The sequence below is a fragment of the Leifsonia sp. KNZ12-8B genome, assembly GCF_056755495.1.
In genome coordinates, this window is the sequence record NZ_JBPGXM010000065.1 from 1 (window position 1) to 20710 (window position 20710).

The 20710-nt window shown below is 72.4% G+C and carries 19 protein-coding genes; 3 read left to right on the forward strand and 16 right to left on the reverse strand.

The genetic code is table 11. The features are described from left to right. The 11 genes from ACR9ZG_RS11040 to ACR9ZG_RS11090 form a co-directional block, all read right to left on the reverse strand. The coding region (locus ACR9ZG_RS11040) for an FtsB family cell division protein (RefSeq protein ID WP_481284884.1) at nucleotides 1–529 on the reverse strand (529 nt) is incomplete at its 3' end. 35 nt (nucleotides 530–564) lie between these two features. Continuing rightward, nucleotides 565–813 carry a hypothetical protein gene (locus ACR9ZG_RS11045; RefSeq protein WP_481284885.1) on the reverse strand — a complete coding sequence of 83 codons (249 nt, stop codon included), beginning with the start codon at nucleotides 811–813 and terminating at the stop codon, nucleotides 565–567. 94 nt (nucleotides 814–907) lie between these two features. Next, the gene (gene eno, locus ACR9ZG_RS11050) at nucleotides 908–2188 is read right to left on the reverse strand and encodes a phosphopyruvate hydratase (RefSeq protein WP_481284886.1); all 1281 of its coding nucleotides are present in this window, start codon (nucleotides 2186–2188) and stop codon (nucleotides 908–910) included. An 86-nt stretch (nucleotides 2189–2274) separates the two neighbouring features. Beyond that, nucleotides 2275–2874: a DUF1349 domain-containing protein gene (locus ACR9ZG_RS11055; RefSeq protein WP_481284887.1), complete on the reverse strand. Its 600-nt coding sequence runs from the start codon at nucleotides 2872–2874 to the stop codon at nucleotides 2275–2277. Continuing rightward, nucleotides 2871–4163 (reverse strand): histidine--tRNA ligase, encoded by a 1293-nt coding sequence (gene hisS, locus ACR9ZG_RS11060; RefSeq protein ID WP_481284888.1) that lies wholly within the window; start codon nucleotides 4161–4163, stop codon nucleotides 2871–2873. The genes ACR9ZG_RS11055 and hisS overlap by 4 nt, the downstream gene beginning before the upstream one ends. Before the next feature lie 289 nt (nucleotides 4164–4452). Beyond that, nucleotides 4453–5289: an ABC transporter ATP-binding protein gene (locus tag ACR9ZG_RS11065; protein WP_481284889.1), complete on the reverse strand. Its 837-nt coding sequence runs from the start codon at nucleotides 5287–5289 to the stop codon at nucleotides 4453–4455. Between the two features lies 1 nt (nucleotide 5290). Beyond that, complete coding sequence (locus tag ACR9ZG_RS11070) at nucleotides 5291–6355, reverse strand: FecCD family ABC transporter permease (protein WP_481284890.1); 1065 nt, start codon at nucleotides 6353–6355, stop codon at nucleotides 5291–5293. Continuing rightward, nucleotides 6352–7428, reverse strand: a complete 1077-nt coding sequence (locus ACR9ZG_RS11075; RefSeq protein WP_481284891.1) for a FecCD family ABC transporter permease — start codon at nucleotides 7426–7428, stop codon at nucleotides 6352–6354. Before ACR9ZG_RS11075 ends, ACR9ZG_RS11070 begins: the two co-directional genes overlap by 4 nt. Nucleotides 7429–7434: 6 nt before the next feature. Next, nucleotides 7435–8490: an iron-siderophore ABC transporter substrate-binding protein gene (locus ACR9ZG_RS11080; RefSeq protein ID WP_481284892.1), complete on the reverse strand. Its 1056-nt coding sequence runs from the start codon at nucleotides 8488–8490 to the stop codon at nucleotides 7435–7437. A gap of 127 nt (nucleotides 8491–8617) precedes the next feature. Next, nucleotides 8618–9280, reverse strand: a complete 663-nt coding sequence (locus ACR9ZG_RS11085; protein ID WP_481284893.1) for a nucleoside triphosphate pyrophosphohydrolase — start codon at nucleotides 9278–9280, stop codon at nucleotides 8618–8620. A 48-nt stretch (nucleotides 9281–9328) separates the two neighbouring features. Then, nucleotides 9329–10507, reverse strand: coding sequence for an adenosylhomocysteinase (locus ACR9ZG_RS11090; protein WP_481284894.1), 1179 nt, complete (start codon nucleotides 10505–10507; stop codon nucleotides 9329–9331). 127 nt (nucleotides 10508–10634) lie between these two features. Here ACR9ZG_RS11090 and ACR9ZG_RS11095 point away from each other — a divergent pair, with 127 nt between their 5' ends. Further along, nucleotides 10635–11786 carry a Na+/H+ antiporter NhaA gene (locus ACR9ZG_RS11095; RefSeq protein WP_481284895.1) on the forward strand — a complete coding sequence of 384 codons (1152 nt, stop codon included), beginning with the start codon at nucleotides 10635–10637 and terminating at the stop codon, nucleotides 11784–11786. Between the two features lie 102 nt (nucleotides 11787–11888). Here the strand turns inward: ACR9ZG_RS11095 and mfd are convergent, their stop codons facing one another. Beyond that, the gene (gene mfd / locus ACR9ZG_RS11100) at nucleotides 11889–15500 is read right to left on the reverse strand and encodes a transcription-repair coupling factor (protein WP_481284896.1); all 3612 of its coding nucleotides are present in this window, start codon (nucleotides 15498–15500) and stop codon (nucleotides 11889–11891) included. 56 nt (nucleotides 15501–15556) lie between these two features. Continuing rightward, nucleotides 15557–16261, reverse strand: a complete 705-nt coding sequence (locus ACR9ZG_RS11105; RefSeq protein ID WP_481284897.1) for an alpha/beta fold hydrolase — start codon at nucleotides 16259–16261, stop codon at nucleotides 15557–15559. Between the two features lie 99 nt (nucleotides 16262–16360). Between ACR9ZG_RS11105 and ACR9ZG_RS11110 the strand changes: the two genes are divergently transcribed. After that, the gene (locus ACR9ZG_RS11110) at nucleotides 16361–16891 is read left to right on the forward strand and encodes a hypothetical protein (protein WP_481284898.1); all 531 of its coding nucleotides are present in this window, start codon (nucleotides 16361–16363) and stop codon (nucleotides 16889–16891) included. 45 nt (nucleotides 16892–16936) lie between these two features. Here ACR9ZG_RS11110 and pth read toward each other — a convergent pair whose 3' ends face one another. The 3 genes from pth to ACR9ZG_RS11125 all read right to left on the reverse strand — a co-directional run bounded on the left by pth (nucleotide 16937) and on the right by ACR9ZG_RS11125 (nucleotide 18940). After that, the gene (pth, locus tag ACR9ZG_RS11115) at nucleotides 16937–17551 is read right to left on the reverse strand and encodes an aminoacyl-tRNA hydrolase (protein ID WP_481284899.1); all 615 of its coding nucleotides are present in this window, start codon (nucleotides 17549–17551) and stop codon (nucleotides 16937–16939) included. A gap of 9 nt (nucleotides 17552–17560) precedes the next feature. After that, nucleotides 17561–18178, reverse strand: coding sequence for a 50S ribosomal protein L25/general stress protein Ctc (locus ACR9ZG_RS11120; RefSeq protein WP_481284900.1), 618 nt, complete (start codon nucleotides 18176–18178; stop codon nucleotides 17561–17563). Nucleotides 18179–18439: 261 nt separating this feature from the next. Then, nucleotides 18440–18940, reverse strand: a complete 501-nt coding sequence (locus ACR9ZG_RS11125) for a gluconokinase (protein WP_481284901.1) — start codon at nucleotides 18938–18940, stop codon at nucleotides 18440–18442. A gap of 219 nt (nucleotides 18941–19159) precedes the next feature. Here ACR9ZG_RS11125 and gndA point away from each other — a divergent pair, with 219 nt between their 5' ends. Next, complete coding sequence (gene gndA / locus ACR9ZG_RS11130; RefSeq protein WP_481284902.1) at nucleotides 19160–20617, forward strand: NADP-dependent phosphogluconate dehydrogenase; 1458 nt, start codon at nucleotides 19160–19162, stop codon at nucleotides 20615–20617. Nucleotides 20618–20710: the final 93 nt, after the last annotated feature.

The window sequence follows — 20710 nt, forward strand, 5'->3', positions numbered from 1 at the left end:
GGGTGGAGGTCGGGGCGGGGGTTCCTGTGCTCGTGCCGGTGCCGCCGCTCAGCTGTTCCGGGGTCGCGTCGGTCAGGCCGGCGCCGACGAACGACGAGAACAGCGAACCGACCCAATCGGTCTTCGTCCGCTGCAGCTTGGAGCTGACGGGCGTCTCCGCCTGCTGGGCCGCCGGCGGCCGGTCGTCGATCACGAGGTAGGAGATCTCGCCCGGCATCACGTAGTAGAGCCGGTCCCTGGCCTGCGCGCGCAGGTAGCTGGGGTCGTTCCAGCGGGCGCGCTGGTCCTTGAGCTCGTCCACCTGCTTCGACAGCGCGTCCACGGCGGCCTGCTGGTCGGCGATCTGCTGCCGCTGCGCGATGAACGACTGGAGGGTCGGCGCGAGGATCACGACCGCCAGCACGAGCGCGCCCATCATGACGAGCGAGAACGCCGAGAAGTGGATCCCGCGCAGCCAGCGTCCGGTGCCCGACGGCCCCGACAGGGTGACGGGGACGCGGCGGGACGCGCGCGCGGGACGCTTCGGCATGCTTCCCATCGTAGGCGACGCCCCTGCGCGCGGAGTCAGAGGAGCGTGGACAGTCGCAGGACGCCGAGCACGAGGAAGGCCGCGCCGCCACCGGCGAACACCGCGCCGAGCGCGCGGGCGTCGCGTGGGCGGAACCGCCGTCGCGCCTCCGCGTCGGCGAAGAAGGCCGCCGCCGACCCCGGGCGCAGCAGCAGGTAGACCCCGAGCAGCGTGAACAGGCCGGCGAGCGCCAGGAACAGGACGAGCGGCCCGACGTCGCTCGCGCCTCCCCCGTTCCCCTGCATGCCCGCATTCTCCCACCCGCGACGCGCGGCGATCATGGGCGGGAACGGCGAAGGGCGCCCGGCACGAGCCGGACGCCCTTCGTGAGCGGAGTGCTTACGCGGTGAAGCGCGGGAAGGCGCTGCGGCCGGCGTAGACGGCGGCGTCGCCCAGCTCCTCCTCGATGCGGAGCAGCTGGTTGTACTTCGCGACGCGCTCCGAGCGGGCCGGGGCGCCGGTCTTGATCTGGCCGGCGTTGGTGGCGACGGCGAGGTCGGCGATGGTGGTGTCCTCGGTCTCACCCGAGCGGTGCGAGAGCACGGCGGTCATGCCGCTGCGCTGGGCGAGCGAGACGGCGTCGAGCGTCTCGGTGAGGGTGCCGATCTGGTTCACCTTGACCAGGATGCTGTTCGCGGCGCGCGCGGTGATGCCCTGCGCGAGGCGCTTCGGGTTGGTGACGAACAGGTCGTCGCCGACGAGCTGGAGCTTCGAGCCGAGCTCGGCGGTCAGGTGGGCCCAGCCCTCCCAGTCGTCCTCGGCCAGCGGGTCCTCGATCGAGACCAGCGGGTAGTTCGCAGCGAGCTCGGTGTAGTACGCGCTCATCTCGGCCGCGGTGCGCTGCTGGCCCTCGAAGGTGTAGACGCCGTTCTCGAAGAACTCGGTGGAGGCCACGTCGAGGCCGAGCGCGATCTGCGACCCGACGGTGAAGCCGGCCTGCTCGATCGCCTCGGAGATCAGGTCGAGCGCGGCGCGGTTGTTGGCGAGCTCGGGGGCGAAGCCGCCCTCGTCGCCGAGGCCGGTGTTGAGGCCCTTCGACTTCAGCAGCGCCTTGAGAGAGTGGTAGGTCTCGACGCCCCAGCGCAGGCCCTCGGAGAAGGTCTCGGCGCCGAGCGGCAGGACCATGAACTCCTGGATGTCGACGCCGGTGTCGGCGTGCGCTCCGCCGTTGATGATGTTCATCATCGGCACCGGGAGCACGTGCGCGTTCGGGCCGCCGACGTAGCGGAACAGCGGGAGGTCGGCCGAGTCGGCCGCGGCCTTGGCGACCGCGAGGCTGACGCCGAGGATGGCGTTGGCGCCCAGGCGCTTCTTGTTGTCGGTGCCGTCGAGATCGATCATCGCCTCGTCGACCAGGCGCTGGTCGCTGGCCTCGAAGCCCTCGATCGCCGGGCCGATCTCGTCGAGCACCGCGTCGACGGCCTTCTCGACGCCCTTGCCAAGGTAACGGCCCTTGTCGCCGTCGCGCAGCTCATAGGCCTCGAACGCGCCGGTGGACGCGCCGGACGGGACGGCGGCGCGGCTGACGGTGCCGTCCTCCAGGAGCACCTCGACCTCGACGGTCGGGTTGCCGCGCGAGTCCAGGATCTCGCGAGCGCCTACAGCTTCGATCTGAGCCACAACTGTCTCCTCAGTGGTCTTCTTCGTGGGGTTTCCTCGTCAGTCTAGTGAGAATGCCCGCGGCGGGCGGCGGCGGGCGTCCGCGGTCAGTGCAGGGCGGCGTCGGCCGGCCCGGTCGTCCAGCGCTCGAAGCGCACGGTCAGGCCGGCGCGGGTCGGTGCGCTGATGAGCGGCCCGGCGGAGGCGGCGGCGTCCGGCGCGAGGTAGGCGACGCGGACGAGCCGGAAGGGTTCGTCGCCCGCGCGGGCGCGGACCGTGATCGCGTCCCCGGCCCGGCTGACCCTGACCGTGATGCGCTGCCCCGCCCAGTCCGGCACGGGCGCGACGGACCAGTCGGAGAACCGGTGCGTGACCACGGCCCCCAGCTGCAGGGCGCCGTCGGCGAACTCCACCCCGGCCTTCGTCCAGTGCTCGTCGTCGACCCGCACGAACAGCCCGGCCTGGTCGAACTCGCCGGAGAAGTCGCCGCTGAAGGCGACCTCCATCGCGGTGCCGGGTTCGAGCGGCGCGAGGAGGGCGTGCTCGCTGTCGTGCACGAAGCCGTACGCGGTGGTGCGCCACGCGTCGGAGCCCTCGACAGCGGTGACGAGGAGGGCGTCGCCGTCCGCCGCGACGTCAGCGGGCTCGTGGGTCCAGCGGCCGGAGCTCCACGGCACGGCTGTCGTCGTCGCGGAGGTCGCCGTCACGACAGCGCCTTGAGTTCGAGCGCGGAGGCGTCTGCCGTGCCGGCGTTCACGAACGCGAACGAGCGGTAGCCGGAGGCCGCCGCCCGGTCGAGCACGGCCTTGAGGTTCTTGGCGCGACGGTCGAGCCGGACGCGGCGCCCGGAGGCGATCAGCTCGGACTTGATGGCGGCGAGCCGGTCGAGCGGTACGTCCTGGTCGTAGACGAGCACGACCGACTCGGCCGTCGCGTCCTCCGGCACCTCGATGAGGTCGACGACGCGCTCGAAGCCGATCGAGAATCCGGCGGCCGGGACGTCGGTGCCGAGGAACCGCCCGATCATCCCGTCATAGCGCCCGCCCCCGCCGACCGAGCTGCCGGAGCCGGGGTGCGCGATCTCGAAGATGGTGCCGGTGTAGTAGCCCATGCCGCGCACGAGCGTCGGGTCGAAGCGCAGCCGCACGCCGGTCGGGAGGGTGTCGAGCGCGTGCGCGAGCGCCTCCAGCTCGGCGACGGCATCCGTGTCCATGCCCGCCGGGAGGATGCCGCTGATCGCCTCGACGGTGAGCTCCACCCCGCCGTCGGCCAGGTGCGGCTCGAGGCCGGCGAGGATGCCGCCCAGCACGGCCGCGGAGTCGGCGCCGCCCTCGCTCAGCTCGGTGACCACGCCCTCCGCCCCGATCTTGTCGAGCTTGTCGACCGAGATCAGCACCTGCGGCCAGCGCGCCTCCTCGAAGCCGCAGTACTCCAGCAGCCCGTTGAGGATGCGGCGGTCGTTGATGCGGATGGTGCAGTCGGTGAGGCCCAGCGCCTCCAGCGCCGCGGCCGTCGCGGTGATCAGCTCGACCTCCGCCAGCTGCGAGCCCTCGCCGATGATGTCGATGTCGCACTGCACGAACTGGCGGTAGCGGCCCTTCTGCGGACGCTCGGCACGCCAGACCGGCGCGATCTGGATCGACCGGAACACCGGGGGCAGCTCGGCGCGGTGGGTCGCGTAGAAGCGGGCCAGCGGCACCGTGAGGTCGAAGCGCAGCCCCAGGTCGCACAGCGCGAGCATGTCGCCGGAGTCGATCGCGGCGCGCAGGTCGTCGCCGTCGAGTCCGCGCTTGAGCACGCTGAACGCCAGCTTCTCGTTGTCGCCGCCGAGGCCGGAGTGGAGGCGCGCGACGTCCTCGACCACGGGCGTCTCGATCTCGTCGAAGCCGTGGGAGGCGAAGCTCCTCCTGATCACGCCGAGCGCATGCTCCCGGCGCGCCTTCTCGGCGGGGAGGAAGTCGCGCATGCCGCGGGGCGGGGTGATCGGTGAGGCCATGCCTCGATTCTTCCATGCGGCGCCCGCCCGCCGGCGCGAACATCACGGAAAGGTAACGCCGGGGTATGGCGCACGAAGCATTCGCGGGCTTATCATGTCGGCGTTGCCACCCTGATGCCGCGCGACCGGCGCGGTGCGGTGGTGTCCCGCCAGGACCTGGCATGAGCCGCATCCCGTCCGACCACGGCGAGGTGCTCGCTGCCAGACACGACAGGCCGACACCGCGTCCACGTCGATCGGACGCCCTGTCGGCCGCTGTCGTCGTGGGGTCTCCGCGAGCCGCGCCCGCTCAGGCGGTGTGGTGCCGTCCCAGCGGGACGACCAACGGCGTCCCGGTGACCGGGTCCGGGGCGATCACCGACTCCACGCCGAACACCTCCCGCACGAGCTCCGGGGTCACGACCTCGGCGGGCGCGCCCGCAGCGACGATGGCGCCCGACCGCATCGCGACGAGGTGGCCGGCGTAGCGCGCGGCGAGGTTGAGGTCGTGCAGCACCATCACGACCGTCGTGCCGCGCGCCGCGTTGAGGTCGAGCAGCAGGTCGAGCACGTCGAGCTGGTGGCTGATGTCGAGGAAGGTCGTCGGCTCGTCGAGCAGCAGGATGCCGGTGCGCTGAGCGAGGGCCATCGCGATCCAGACGCGCTGCCGCTGCCCGCCGGACAACTCGTCGACCGGCCGCTCCGCGAGCTCGGACACACCGGTTGCGACCATCGCCTCGGCGACGGCCTCGTCGTCCTCCGCGGTCCAGCGACGGAACCAGCCCTGGTGCGGGTAGCGCCCGCGCGACACCAGGTCGGCCACCGTGATGCCGTCCGGCGCGGTCGGGGTCTGCGGCAGCAGGCCGAGGCGGGTCGCGACCTGCTTGGTCGGCAGCGCGTGGAGGTCGGCGCCGTCGAGCAGGACCGCACCGGCGGTCGGGGCGAGCAGCCGCGACAGGCCCCGCAGGAGGGTGGACTTGCCGCAGGCGTTCGGCCCGACGATCGCGGTCACCTCGCCGCGCGGGAGCTCGAGGTCGAGGCCGTCGACGACGACCCTCCCCTCGTAGGCCAGGGTGAGGCCGCGGGCGGCCAGCTCGGGCGCGCCGGGCGCGGGATGCGGTGCGGCGTGCGATGCGGTGTCGGTCATGTCAGCCTCCCCGGCCGATCCGGTTGGTCCTGGTGAGCAGCCACAGCAGGTAGGGCGCGCCGACGATCCCGGTCACGACGCCGACCGGGAACACGACGCCGGGCACCGCGAACTGGGCGACGATGTCGGAGACGACGAGCACGAGCGCGCCGACGAGCGCCGACGACACGAGCGCGAGGGATCCGCGCCCGACGAGCCTCCGTGCGATCGGCGCCGCGAGGAAGGCGACGAACGAGACGGGCCCGGCGACCGACACCGCCACGGCGGCCAGCGCGACCGCCACCGCGACCACGAGGAGGCGCGTGCGCTCGGTCCGCACGCCGATGCCGGCCGCGAGGTCGTCGCCGAGGCCGAGGGCCGCCAGCGAGCGGCCGAGCAGCAGTGCGCACGGGATCAGGACCACGGCGCCGGCCACGAGCACGAGCAGCGCGGTGGTGTCGACGTTGTTGAGGCTCCCGGTGATCCAGACCAGGGCCTGCTGCACGTCGGTGAGGTCGGCCGTCGTGAGCACGTACGAGACGAGACCGGTGCAGACGGCGGCGACGCCGATCCCGACGAGCACGAAGCGGTAGCCGCTCACGCCGCGACGCCACGCCAGCAGGTAGATCAGGGCGGCGGCGACCACCGTGCCGACGAGCACGATCCCGGAGAGCGCGAGGCCGGTGATGCCGAACCAGACCAGCGCCACGGCGCCGGACGCGCTCGCGGCGGCCGTGATGCCGATGATGTCGGGGCTCGCGAGCGGGTTGCGGGCGACCGACTGGATGAGCGCTCCCGACAGGCCCAGACACGCGCCAACGAGGGCAGCGGCCACCAGTCGCGGGAGCCGCAGCTGCAGGATGACGAACGACGTCAGCCGGTCCGCGCGCCCGATCAGCGCCGCGAGCACGTCCGCCGGCGCGAGCCCGGCCGCGCCGAGCGTGAGCGAGACCGCGCCGACCAGAATCACGAGCACCGCGAGCACGATCGCGACGCGGAGCGCACGACCCGTGCGGCGCCGGCGGTCGGCCCCGATGGCGGTGGAGGCGGCCGCGGTGGACACGGCCGCGGTGGAGGCGGCGTTCACAGGCTCGCCGGCTTCCTGCGCCGGACGAGCGCGATGAACAGCGGAGCTCCGACGAACGCCATCACGACGCCGACCTGCAGCTCGCCGGGGCGCGCGACGACCCTCCCGATCACGTCGCACACGATGAGCAGCGTTGGCGCGACGACGGCGGACAGGGCGAGGATGCGCCGGTAGTCGCTGCCGACCACCCAGCGCGCGGCGTGCGGGACCACCAGGCCGACGAAGGCGATCGGGCCGACCGCCGCGGTCGCCGACCCGCACAGCAGGACGATGGCGATGCCGCTCAGCACGCGGGCGAGCCCGACGCGCTGTCCCAGCCCGCGCGCGACGTCGTCGCCGAGCGCCAGCCCGTTGAGCACGCGGCCGAGCCCGAAGGCGATGAGCGCGCCGACGGCGAGGGTCGGCAGCACCTGCACGAGCACGCCGAGGTTGCGGCCGGCGAGCGATCCGACCTGCCAGAACCGCATGGTGTCGAGCGAGACGCGGCTGGTGAGCATCACAGCGGTGATGAGGGAGCCGAGGGCGGCGGACACCGCCGCGCCGGCGAGCGCGAGCTTCACCGGCGTCGCACCCTCCCGGCCGACCGACGACACGGCGTAGACGAGCGCCGCGGCGAGCGCCGCCCCGGCGAAGGCGAACCAGACGTAGCCGGACACGCTGCTGACCCCGAGGAAGGCGATCGCGACGACCACCGCGAGGGAGGCGCCGAAATTGACGCCGAGGATGCCGGGGTCGGCGAGCGGGTTGCGCGAGAGCCCCTGCATGACGGTCCCGGCGAGGCCGAGCGCGAGGCCGGCGGCGAGGCCGAGCAGAGTGCGCGGCAGGCGGCTCCCGACCACGACGAGCGCGTCCGGATCGCCCGGCGAGTAGTGGAGCAGCGCGTTCAGCACCTCACCGGGCGCGATCGTGCGCGCGCCGACCATCAGGCTGAGCACGCACGCGACCACCAGGGCGAGCGCGGCGATCGCGAAGCCCACGAGGGTGCGCCGACGGCGCCGGCCGGCGGGGAGGGACTCCCCGGTCCGGTCGACGCCGGTCGCCGCCGAGACGGCGCTCTGCGCGCTCGTGGGCATCGACCGTCACTTCACCTTGTCGGCGGCCTCGGCGAGCTGGGGGACGAAGGTGTCGAGCGCCCACGGGATGGCGAGCACGCTCGGCGCGCTGGTGGCGGCGACGTACGACTCGCCGACGAGGGGGGCGAAGCGTCCCTCCTTCACGGCCGGCAGGGCCGCGACGAGCGGGTCGGCCGTGAAGGCGTCGAGCGAGGCCTGGGTGTCGAAGTACATGACCAGGAGGTCGGTGTCGATCTTGGAGAGGTTCTCGTAGCTGAGCTGGTAGAAGAAGCTGCCGTCGCCCTTCGAGGAGTCGAGGTCGGCGATGCTGGCCGAGTTCTTCATCCCCAGGTCGTTGAGGATCTGCACGCGCGGGTCGTCGGCGCGGTAGACGTTCAGCACGCCGGGCTGGTTGGCGGCGGCGTAGAAGAAGGTCTTGTCCTTGATCACCGGGTGCTTGTCGGCGAGGGCGGTCATGGCGTCCTCGGTCTTCGTGATGAGGGCCTCCGCCTCCTTCGACATGCCGAGCGCCGTGCCGACGATCGTGGTCTGGTCGCGCCAGCTCGTCGCCCACGGCTTCTCGGGGTAGGCGACGACCGGGGCGATCTGGCTGAGCTTGTCGAACTCCTCCTGGGTCAGGCCCGAGTACGGCGCCAGGATGACGTCGGGCTTCGCCTTCACGAACTCCTCGAACGGCACCTCGCCGGTGTCGGCGTTGAGCAGCTGGGGGGTCTTCCCGCCGAGCTCCTCGATCTTCTCGGCGTCCCAGGGCAGCACCTTGTCCTTGTTGCCGCCGTAGGTGAAGGCGGGCATCGCGACGGGCACGATGCCGAGGGCGAGGACGACGTCCTGCGCGCCCCAGCCCCAGGTCGCGATGCGCTCGGGCTTGCTGTCGATCGTGGTCTTGCCGAGCGCGCTGTCGACCGTGACCGGGAACGAGCCGGTGCCGGAGGAGGAGCTGCTTCCGCTCTCGGGCGATGCCGAGGAGCATCCGGTCAGGGCCAGCGCGACGGCGGCGACGACCGCGGACGCGGTCAGGGCGAGGCGCGACCGGCGGCGGCCGGAGCGGGCGGACTCGAGCATGGCACTCCTTCGGGAGGGGGCGGGGGTCGGCGTGCCGAGCGGGCACATTAGGGGAGCCTAACCTAACCCGCTGGGAGATCGCATCCCGGGAGCTCGTATCCCGCGAGCTCGCATGCGAGCTCGCACCTCAGGAGGCGGTGGCCTCGTGCTCCCGGATCTCGCCCTGCAGATCGCGGAGCGTCGACCGCAGCGCACGCTCGGCGTCCAAGCCCTGCGCCTTCGCCGACGCGACGATGGCGAGCAGCAGCGGGCCGAGCTCGTCCTCGCTGCTCACCCGTACTCCCCCGGTCTCGCCCAGGTCGAGCAGCCCGACCTTCTCGGCCCGGCCGAGCAGCTTGTCGGCGAGCGCGAGGGAGGGCATCGCCTGAGGGATGCCGTCGAGCACGCTCGTGCGCGACGGCTTCTCGGCCCGCTTGAGGTCGTCCCAGAAGCCGACCACGTCGTCCGCGGTCTCGGCCGTGCGGTCGCCGCCGAAGACGTGCGGGTGCCGGCCGACCATCTTCGCGGTCATGTGGGCGGCGACGTCCTGGATGTCGAAGTCCTCGCCCGGGGTGTGCGCGGCGATGTCGGCGTGGAAGAGCACCTGGTAGAGCACGTCGCCGAGCTCCTCGATCATCTCCTCCCGGTCGCCCGCCTCGATCGCCTCGATCAGCTCGTAGGTCTCCTCGATCAGGTACTGCACGAGCGACTCGTGGGTCTGGTCCGCGTCCCACGGGCAGCCGCCCGGGGCGCGGAGCCGCGCGGTGATGGCGACGAGTTCGTCGAGCTTGGAGGGGGCGGGATCGGTCATCGGATGCTCCTTGCGCCGGGACTCCCCCATCCTCTCACCGCCCGGCGCTCAGCTCAGCAGCCGCACCAGCCCCTCGGCCAGCACGCGGTCGACCGCGTCCGGCACCGCCTCCGCCCCCGTCCAGCGGGCCTCCCCCGCGGCGATGGCGGCGAGGCTGCGGGCCTGCAGCGCCAGGCCGAGGTCCATCGCCTGGATCGGGTTGCCGCCCGCAGCCGTGAGGTTGATCATGCGCGTCGAGTGCAGCACGACGACCTCCCGCCCGTCGTGGAGGCGGTGCAGCACCCGGGCGTCCGCGTCGCCGCCCGACGGCGAGAGCACGACGGTCTCGCGGGTGGCGCGGGCGAGGGCCTCGCCGTCGAGCTCGAGCCCTTCGTGGCCGACGCCGGCGATGATCGCGCCGTCGCGGAGCGCGGCGACGCCGGCCTCGTCGACGACCCCGCGGGCGCCCGTGGCGAGGAACACGAGGTCGCTGGCGGCCAGGAGCTCCGGAAGCGGCGCGACGCGGTGCCCGCGCATCAGCGCGTCGAGCTGCCGGAAGGGGTCGAGGTCCGCCACGGTGACGGACGCCCCGAGCTGGCGCAGCGCGTCGGCGACGCCCTTGCCGCACGGCCCGTAGCCGACGACACCGGCGCGTGCGGCGGGCAGCATGAGGTTGGTGGCATTCATGAAGCCCTGCACGATGCTCTGGCCGACGCCGAACTCGTTCTCGACCAGCAGCTTCAGCCGGCTGTCGTTGATGACGATGACCGGGAAGTCGGGCTGCGCCTGCTCCGAGCGGATGCGCAGGCCGCCCGTGGTCGTCTCCTCCGTCGCTCCCCGGAAGTGCGGCGAGCGCGGCGCGCCGTGGACGAGCTTCAGGATGAGGTCGCCGCCGTTGTCGAGCACGAGGTCCGGCTCGCGGCGGAGGATCTCGTCCAGGTGCACGTCGCGCTGCGCGGCGGTGTCGGCACGCGAGCCGAGGACCTCCACGCCGACCGCCCGCAGCGCCTCCACCGTCGGCTCCTGCGTCGTGCCGACGTTTCCGGTGATCACGACCTCCGCGCCGGACCGGACCAGGTGCTCGCAGAGGACCGCCGTCTTCGGCTCCACGTGGATGGTGACGCCGATCCGCAGGCCGGCGAACGCCGGGCCGACGGCGGCCATGGTGTCGGCGAGCAGCGGCATGCGGCGCGCCGCCCAGGCGATCTCGGGATGGTCGGCGGCGGTCTCGGTTGCGGGGGTGGACATGGTCGTGCTCCGATCGTGAAAGGGCCGTCTCCATCCTGCCGGTAGACTCGGACCCGGTGTGCCGGGAAGTCTGGTCGGCGTCAGAACGACCCCTGCCCGCGCTCCGGCGCGAGATCGGTGACACCGCATGAGCCTCATCCGTTCCGAGCGCACCGCCGCCGGACTCCTCCTCGGCGCCGCAGCCCTCGGGCTCCTCCTCGCCAACACGGCGGCGGGGCCCGCGCTGCTCGACCTCCAGGCGGCCCACGTCGGCGCGGGACCGCTCGACCTGAGCGTCGGCCACTGGATCAGCGACGGCCTCCTCGCGGTGTTCTTCTTCATCGTCGCGGTGGAGCTGCGGCACGAGCTGGTCGCGGGCGACCTGAACAGCGTCGCCAAGGCCCTCCACCCGGCCATCGCGGCCGCGAGCGGCGTCGCCGTGCCCGCGCTCGTGTACCTGGCGTTCGCGGGCGGGAGCGGCCTGGCGGAGGGCTGGCCGATCCCCACCGCGACCGACATCGCCTTCGCCCTCGGGGTGCTCGCCGTGTTCGGTCGCGGGCTGCCCAACCGGCTCCGGGTCTTCCTGCTCGCGCTCGCCGTGCTCGACGACCTGATCGCGATCATCATCATCGCGGTGTTCTTCACCACCGACCCGAACCTCGTGGAGCTGCTGCTCGCCGCCGTCGCGGTGGTCGCGTTCGGCCTCCTGAGCCGGCTGCTGCGCGGGCGGCTGCGCTGGCCCGTCGGCGTGCTGATGGTGCTCGTCGCCCTGCTCGCCTGGTGGCTCGTCTACGACTCGGGCGTCCACGCGACGATCGCGGGCGTGGCGCTCGGCCTCGTGATGTCACGGCAGCCGGCGCGACGCGTGACGCACGCGCTGGAGCCGTGGTCGAACGGGCTCATCCTGCCGCTGTTCGCGTTCTCGGCGGCGCTCGTGGTCATCCCGGACGTCTCCCCCGCCGAGCTCTCGCCCGCCTTCTGGGGCATCCTCGTCGCCCTGCCGGTCGGCAAGCTCGTCGGCATCACGCTGGGCGGCTGGCTGGGGTCGTTCACCCGCAGTCCGGAGGACCGCGGCCGCATCACACTGTTCGGCCTCGTCGTCGTCGGCGCGCTCGGCGGCATCGGGTTCACGGTGTCGCTGCTCATGAACGAGCTGGCATTCACCGGCGAGGTCCGGGCAGAGGGGACGCTCGCCGTGTTGCTGGGCTCCGCGGTCGCGATCGTCGTGTCGGGCGTGCTCGTCAGCGTCCTCGCCCGCCGCTATCGTGCGCGGTATCCGCACGGCGAACGCCGCGCGTGACTCCGGAGGTCGCGGCCGACCCGCCGGGCGGCCGCCCCTCCATCCGGAGATCCCGGCCTTACCGACCCTGATCTCCGGACTTGCGGGCGCGCGCTCGCAATGTCAGCTGACGGGCTCGGGGGCGGGCTGCGGGAACAGCGCGCCGAGCAGGCTCGACACCCACTCGATCAGGTCGGCGTCGGGCAGCGACTCCCCGTCCACCCGCGGCAGCGGCACCATCGCGACCTTGGGCGCCGCGTGGTACTTCGAGCCCGGGTACATCCGCTGCAGGCGCACCTGGACGGAGTCGGGCAGGATCGCCGGCGCGAGCCGCAGGTTCGAGCCCATCGCCACGACCTCGCCGAGTCCCGCCTTCTGCGCCGCGCGCCGCAGCCGCGACACCGCCACCAGGTTGAGCACGGGCTGCGGAGGCTGGCCGTAGCGGTCGGTCAGCTCCTCCAGCACCAGGTCGATCTGGCCCTCCTTGGAGGTCGGGGCGCTCGCCGTCGACAGCTTCTGGTACGCCTCGAGCCGCAGCCGCTCGCTGTCGACGTACTCCTCGGGGATGTGCGCGTCGACCGGCAGCTCCAGCCGCAGCTCGGTCTGCCCCTCGGCGACCTCGCCGCGGAAGGTGCTCACCGCCTCGCCGATCATCCGCAGGTAGAGGTCGAAGCCGACGCCCGCGATGTGGCCGGACTGCTCGCCGCCCAGCAGGTTGCCCGCGCCGCGGATCTCGAGGTCCTTCAGCGCGACCTGCATGCCGCTGCCGAGGTCGTTGTTGGCGGCGATGGTCGAGAGCCGGTCGTGCGCGGTCTCGCTGAGCGGCTTGTTCTCGTCCCACAGGAAGTACGCGTACGCGCGCTCCCGGCCGCGGCCGACACGACCGCGGAGCTGGTGGAGCTGGCTCAGTCCGTACTTGTCGGCGCGGTCGATGATGATCGTGTTGGCGTTGGCGATGTCGAGACCGGTCTCGATGATCGTGGTCGACACGAGCACGTCGAACCGGCGCTCCCAGAAATCGACGACGACCTGCTCCAGCGCGTGCTCGTTCATCTTGCCGTGCGCGACGGCGATGCGCGCCTCCGGCACCAGTTCGGCGAGCCGGGCGGCGGTGCTCGTGATCGAGCCGACGCGGTTGTGCACGAAGAACACCTGACCCTCGCGCAGCAGCTCGCGCCGGATCGCCGCGGCGACCTGCTTGTCGGAGTACGGGCCGACGAAGGTCAGGATGGGGTGCCGGTCCTCCGGCGGGGTCGCCAGGGTCGACATCTCGCGGATGCCGGTGACCGCCATCTCGAGCGTGCGCGGGATGGGCGTCGCGCTCATGGCGAGGATGTCGACGTTGGTCTTGAGCTTCTTCAGCGCGTCCTTGTGCTCGACGCCGAACCGCTGCTCCTCGTCGATGATCACGAGGCCCAGGTCTTTGAAGGTGACGCCGTCGGCGAGGATGCGGTGCGTGCCGATCACGACGTCGACCGTGCCGTCGGCCAGCCCGCGCAGCGTCTCGCGCGCCTCCTTGTCGCTCTGGAAGCGGCTGAGCTGGCGCAGGTGGATGGGGAACCCGGCGAACCGCTCCTGGAACGTCTCGGCGTGCTGCTTCACCAGCAGCGTGGTTGGCACCAGCATCGCGACCTGCTTGCCGTCCTGCACGGCCTTGAACGCCGCCCTGACCGCGATCTCGGTCTTGCCGAAGCCGACGTCGCCCGAGATCAGCCGGTCCATCGGGATGGGCCGCTCCATGTCGGCCTTCACCTCGTCGATGGTCTGCAGCTGGTCGTGCGTCTCGGCGAACGGGAACGCCTCCTCCAGCTCGCGCTGCCACGGGGTGTCCGGTCCGAACGCGTGGCCCTTGCTGGCCATGCGCGCGGAGTACAGCTTGACCAGCTCCACCGCGATGTCGCGCACCGCCTTGCGCGCGCGCCCCTTGGCCGCCGCCCAGTCGCTGCCGCCCATCTTGGACAGCTGCGGCGCCTCCCCGCCCACGTAGCGGGTGAGGAGGTCGAGCTGGTCGGTGGGCACATACAGCTTGTCGCCGGGGTAGCCGCGCTTGGACGGCGCGTACTCCAGCACGAGGTACTCGCGCTTGGACTTGACCGCGTTGCGGCCGCCGCTCGACACCTCGCGCTGGGTGAGCTCCACGAACCTGCCGATGCCGTGCGTCTCGTGCACGACGTAGTCGCCCGGCTTGAGCGCGAGGGGGTCGACCACGTTCTTGCGCCTGGTCGCCAGCTTCTTGACCTGGCGCGAGTCGTAGCCGACGGTCCGGCCGTAGAACTCCGCCTCGCTGATCAGGGCGAGCTTGATACCGGGCAGCTCGAAGCCGTGCTCGGCGGTCGCCTTGATGAGGTAGGCGATGCCTGCCTCCGGATCGGCGGGGAACTCGTCCACCGGCCGGGCGGGCAGCTCGGCCTCGGCGAGGACGTCGGCGGCGCGCTCGACGAGCCCGGCTCCGGCGGCGACGATCGCGACCTGCCAGCCGTCGCGCAGCCGCCCGCGGACGTGCTCGACCGCGCCGGAGACGTTGCCCTGGAAGCTGGGGACGGCCTCGGCCTGGATGCGCACCTGCAGGTGCTCCTCCAGCTCGCGCTCCTCGGGGAGGACCTCGTCGGCCTGGAAGCCGCTCATCGTCCACCACGGGTGGTCGGGCGCGGGCGCACCGGGGCGGCTGTAGGTCACCGAGTCCTTGAGCTGCTGCAGCGTCAGGAAGTCGCCGGCGGCGAGGTCGATCGGTGCGGCGGCGCCGACCGTGGCCGCGCTCCACGCCGCCGAGAGGAACTCGCGGTTGGTCTCGGCGAGGCTGACCGCGCGCGAGGCCACCCGCTCGGGCGAGAGCACCGCCACGGCCGCGCCCTGCGGCAGGTAGTGGGTGAGCGGCACCAGCCGGTCGACGAGGGCGGGAGCCAGCGACTCCATCCCCTCGACCGGGATGCCCTCGCCGATCTTGGCGAGCATCGCGGAGAGGCTCGGGAACTCGTGCTCCATCTCGCGCGCCCGCTGGCGGACGGACTCGCTGAGCAGCAGCTCGCGGCTCGGCGGCAGCGCGACGGACGCGATCGGGTCGGGCAGCGAGCGCTGGTCGGCCACCGAGAAGGCGCGGATCTGGTCCACCTCGTCGCCGAAGAAGTCGACGCGGTACGGGTGGTCGGCCGTCGGCGGGAACACGTCGAGGATGCCGCCGCGCACCGCGAACTCGCCGCGCCTGGTCACCATGTCGACGCGCGCGTAGGCGAGGTCGACCAGCTGCGCGGAGAGGCCGCCGAGGTCGAAGCCGCGGCCGCCGGTGGCGAGCTCGACGGTGGAGTAGTCGGTGAGGTTGTCGGCGAGCGGCTGCAGGGCGGCGCGGACGGACGCCACGAGGATGAACGGGGTGCTCTGGTCGCCGGCAGCCCAGTCGGTCAGCCGGCGGAGCGCCAGCAGCCGCCTGCCCACGATCTCGGGGCTGGGGCTGAGCCGCTCGTGCGGCAGGGTCTCCCACGCCGGGAACTCGACGATCTCGGCCTCCGGCAGCAGGCACGGCAGCGCCCCGCGGATGGACTCGGACTCGCGCCCGGTCGCCGTGATGAGCAGCACCGCCTGGGAGGCGCCCTGCTCGGCGCGGCGACGCAGCAGCCCGGCGAGCAGCGGCGCACGGAGACCGTCGGTCAGCGAGAAGTCGGCGTTACGCGCGGCGTGGGCGAGCGCGTCGCCGAACGAGGAGTCGCGCCCGAGCGCGCCGACCAGACCCTGGAGTATCACTCGGTCGATTCTACGTGGGGCCGCCGACAGGTCGAGGGTGCGCGTGCGACCGGCGGTCAGATCCAGCCCTCGAGCGCTCGCATGAAGCCCTCGTGGTCGTCGCGGTTGATGACATGGCCGGACCCCGGCACGACGCGGACCTCGTAACCCTCCGAGCGCAGCCGCTCGGCGAGCTCCGGCTTCACCAGCTGGGAGTTGTCGGCGAGCATGACCAGCGACGGCACCGACATGACCTCCGGCGCCCGCATCGCCGAGGGGGTGACCACCACGGGGAGGACGGCGCGGTCGAACGCCTTGAACGTCTCCACCTCGATGGCGACGTCGGCCGGGTCCCAGCGCGGGTTGCGCTTGGCGATGCGCGACGCCGACTGACGGGCGAGCGTGCGCAGGAACGCGGGCGCGAGCAGCTGCTGGAAGCGGTTCGCGGCCGGGCACGAGAAGGCCGGGTCGACGTAGATCACGCGCTGCGGGTCGAGCCGCTCGATCGCGAGGCTGACGGTCAGCCCGCCGAGCGAGTGGCCCATCACGAGCTCGGGATGCGCCGGCACGGTGTCCACGATGTCCTGCGCCATCAGCTCGGCCGAGTACTCCCCGGCGCGGGGGCTGTGCCCGTGCCCGCGCAGGTCGACCGCGATGACGTGGTAGCCGCGTTCGGCGAGCACCGGCCCGACCCGGCGCCAGTTGCGCGAGTCCGACATGACTCCGTGGACCAGGATCGCGAGCCGGTCACCGGTGCCCCACTCGCGCGTGTACAGCTTCATGCCGGTCACGGTACGCGTCGTGCCTGGCTCGGAGCAGGGGGTCCGCTACGCTCTGGCTGAGCATCCGCCGTGAGGCGACCCGATCCCGAGGGGGGACCCGTGACCGACCAGCAGCAGCCCACCCCGTACGGCGCCTACCCGCCGCCGCAGGGCCAGTACCCGCCTGCGCAGTACCCGCCGGCGCAGTACCCGCCGGCACCGTACGCCCCGGCGCCGTCTGCGACCGCGCCGTACGCCGCCCCGCCGGCTCCCTCGCGCTCTCGCGCGCTCGGGCTGACGGCGATGCTCGTCGCGCTCGCGGTCCTCGTGCTCTCGGTGATCGCCTCCGTGATCGTGGGCGTGTCCGCCGGTCCGCTCGCGTCGCACACGTCGTCGAGCTTCCGGTTCAACACCGCCGACCTGACGCCCGAGCAGGCGGAGGCGTTCGCTCCCGTCGGCGTGCTCATGGGCGCGCAGATGCTGCTCGGGACGGTGCTCGGCAGCCTCGCGCTCGTGCTCGGCATCGTGGCGGTGGCGACGAAGCGCGGCCGGCCCTTCGGCATCGTGGCCATCGTTGCGGCCGCGGTCGCGCCGATCATCTCGTTCGGCGTGTACGTGGCGACGCTGGTCGCGACGCTCCCTCCCGCCTGACCGGCGCGCGCGTCGGCGCGCGCAAGGCTGCGTCAGCGCGTGGAATCAGCGGGCGTGGAAGCGGTTCTGCGCGGGGGCGAGGCCCTCGGCGGCGATCTGCTCGACCGCGTCGGCCGCATCGGCGACCAGGATCGGGAGGTTCTTGCGCTCGGTGGCCGAGAACGCCTTCAGCACGTGGTCGGCCGCCGCGGACGAGCCGGGAGGCCGGCCGACGCCGACGCGCACGCGGGTGAAGTCCCCGGTGCCGGTCGCGGCGATCACGTCGCGGACGCCGTTGTGCCCGCCGTGGCCGCCGCCGTGCTTGAGGCGGATGGTGTCGAACGGGATGTCCAGCTCGTCGTGCACCACGATCAGGCGCGACGGATCGAGCGAGTAGAAGCGCAGCAGCTGCGACACCGGCCCGCCGGACACGTTCATGTACGTGTTCGGCTTGGCGAGGACGAACCGCGGGCCGCCGGGGGTCAGCCGACCCTCGGCGACCGTCGCGTTCGTCTTGTGGGTCTTGAAGGTGAGACCCCCGCGCGAGGCGAGCTCGTCGAGCACCATCTGACCCACGTTGTGACGGGTGGCGGCGTAGCCGGGCCCGGGGTTGCCGAGCCCAACCACGAGCCACGGCCCGTCCGACGGTCCCGTGGACGACGCCTGACGGGGTGATTCCATGGGAGGTGCTTACTCGGCGCTCTCGCCGGCCTCGGCCTCCGCGGCGGCCTCGGCCGCAGCGGTCTCCTCGTCCTCGGCGCGGGCGGACGCCGGCACCGCGATGTTGACGATGAGGAGCTCCTCGTCCTCGGCCAGGGTCGAGCCCTGCGGGAGGTCGAAGTCCTTGGCGAGGTACTGGGTGCCCTCAGCGGCGTCGGTGACGTCGATGACGATGCGCTCCGGGATGTGCGTCGCCTCGGTCTCGAGGCGGATGGTGCTGACCTCGAGCATCGCGATCGTGCCGGAGAACGGCTCGCCCTCGATGTGGACGGGGACCTCGACGACGACCTTCTCGCCGCGGCGGATGAGGATGAGGTCGAGGTGCTCGATGATCTGCGACACCGGGTCCTTCTGGACGTCCTTCACGAGCGCGAGCTCGGCCTTGCCGGCGATGTCGAGGTCGAGGACCGCGTTCGCCTTGCGCAGCAGCAGGCCGACCTGGTGGGCCGGGACGGTGATGTGGACCGGGTCGGTGCCGTGACCGTAGATGACCGCGGGGATCTTGCCGGCGGCACGGATCTTGCGCGCCGCGCCCTTGCCGAAGCTCTCGCGCAGCTCGGCTGCGACCTTGTTGGACTCGTCTGCCATGGTGTCTCCTCGCCGGACGGTGTCCGGCTGTCGGGCGAGCCGCGAGGCCCGCAGTGTGGTTGATGTTCGACTCGAACGCATCGAAGTGCGCGAGGAAAGACTGCGTAGCCTGCTCCACCGCGTCGATCACGGATGCTCAGGGAGCATCCCTCGCCGAAGTTCAGTGACCGAGTCTACCCGATGCCTCTACCGGATGCCGCGCGGGCCCGATGCGGGCGCGATGCGGGCTCAGCGCGGGCTCGATGCGGGCGCGATGCGGGCTCACCGCGGGCTCAGGGCGGCCGCGATCGCGTCCGCCAGCTCCTGGGGCGGCCGGCCCACGTCCAGGCGCAGCCCCGCCTCATCGGGTTGCAGCGGCTGGAGGGTCGCGAGCTGGGAGTCGAGCAGCGAGACGGGCATGAAGTGGCCCGGCCGCTCGGCCATCCGCGCGGCGAGCAGCTCGCGGGTGCCGTCGAGCTCCGCGAAGACCGCCGCGGGCGCCTCCGACCGGATCAGATCGCGGTAGGCGCGCTTGAGCGCCGAACAGGCGATCACGACGCCGTCGGGCGCGGTCGAGGCCAGGGTGCGCCCGACCTCCCGGAGCCAGGGGATGCGGTCGTCGTCCGTGAGCGGGATGCCGGAGGCCATCTTCAGCACGTTCGCCGGCGGGTGCAGCGCGTCCCCGTCGACGAAGGGGACACCGAGGCTGCGCGCGACGAGCTCGCCGACCGTGCTCTTGCCCGAGCCGGACACGCCCATCACCACCACCTGGACTGGTTCCACGCCCGATCCTCCCGTGTCGTCGTCGTCACCGTCGCGCGCCGAACATCCGGCGGACGGTCCACCGGCAAGTATGCCGTCTGCCCGAGTCGGCCGGCGGAGCGTCGCGCTACGCTGAGAGGACTGCTCGATTCTTGCCACCCGCGGGAGAGCTGACCCCCCGACTACACCCCGTCGTGGCGGACGGCCTCCGTCCGTCGCGGCTTCACGAAGGAGCATCACGTGTCACAGGAAGCAACGGCCAACATCGGAGTCGTCGGTCTGGCGGTGATGGGCTCGAACCTGGCCCGCAACCTCGCCTCCCGCGAGGGCAACACGGTCGCGGTGTACAACCGCACCTACGCCCGCACCGAGGATCTGGTGAAGGATCACCCTGAGGCCGGGTTCGTCGCGAGCGAGTCGATCGATGACTTCGTGGCGTCGCTGGCCAAGCCGCGCACCGCGATCATCATGGTGCAGGCCGGGCGTGGCACGGATGCGGTGATCGATCAGCTGGTGGAGCGGTTCGAGCCGGGCGACATCATCGTCGACGGCGGCAACGCGAACTTCCTGGACACGATCGCGCGGGAGAAGCGGGTCGCGGAGACCGGGATCCACTTCGTCGGCGCCGGCATCTCCGGCGGTGAGGAGGGCGCGTTGAAGGGCCCGTCGATCATGCCGGGCGGGTCGGCGGAGTCGTACGAGACCCTGGGCCCGATCCTGGCCTCCATCGCCGCGGTCGCCGAGGGCGAGCCCTGTGTCACCCACGTCGGCACCGACGGCGCCGGCCACTTCGTGAAGATGATCCACAACGGCATCGAGTACGCCGACATGCAGCTGATCGCGGAGGCGTACGACCTGCTCCGCACCGTCGGCGGCCTGGAGCCCGCGGCCATCGCGGACGTGTTCGCGGAGTGGAACAACGGCTACCTGGAGTCCTACCTGATCGAGATCACCGCGGAGGTGCTGCGCCAGGTCGACGCCGAGACGGGCAAGCCGTTCGTCGACATCGTCCTCGACCAGGCCGGGTCCAAGGGCACCGGCGTCTGGACGGTGCAGAACGCGCTCGATCTCGGCGTCCCGGTCGGCGGGATCGCGGAGGCGGTGTTCGCCCGCGCGGTGTCGTCCAAGCCGAACCAGCGCGCCGCCGTGCAGGCCACCATCACCTCCCGCCCCGACGTGCAGAAGGCCGAGGACGTGCAGGCGTTCGCGGACGACGTGTCCAAGGCGCTGTACGCGTCCAAGGTCGTCGCCTACGCACAGGGCTTCGACGCGATCATCGCCGGTGCGGAGAAGTACGGCTGGGACATCCACAAGGACAAGATCGCGAAGATCTGGCGCGGCGGCTGCATCATCCGCGCCCAGTTCCTCAACCGCATCGCCGACGCCTACGACGAGAACCCGGACATCGCCACCCTGCTGGAGGCGCCCTACTTCGCCGACGCGGTGCGCGAGGGCGAGGCCGCCTGGCGGCGCATCGTCGCCACCGCCGCCCTCTCCGGCGTCCCGGTGCCCGGCTTCGGCGCGGCCCTGTCGTACTACGACTCGCTCGCGGTCAAGCGCCTCCCCGCCGCGCTCGTCCAGGGCCAGCGCGACTTCTTCGGCGCCCACACCTACAAGCGCGTCGACAAGGACGGCGTCTTCCACACCCTCTGGTCCGGCGACCGCACCGAGATCGAGACCGAGCCCTCGACCCACTAGCGCGCCGCGGCAGCCAGCCGCGGCGGTAACGGGGATATTGGGGGGGCGGGGCGCGGGGGGGGGGGGGGGGGGGTGGGGAGGGGGGGGGGGGGG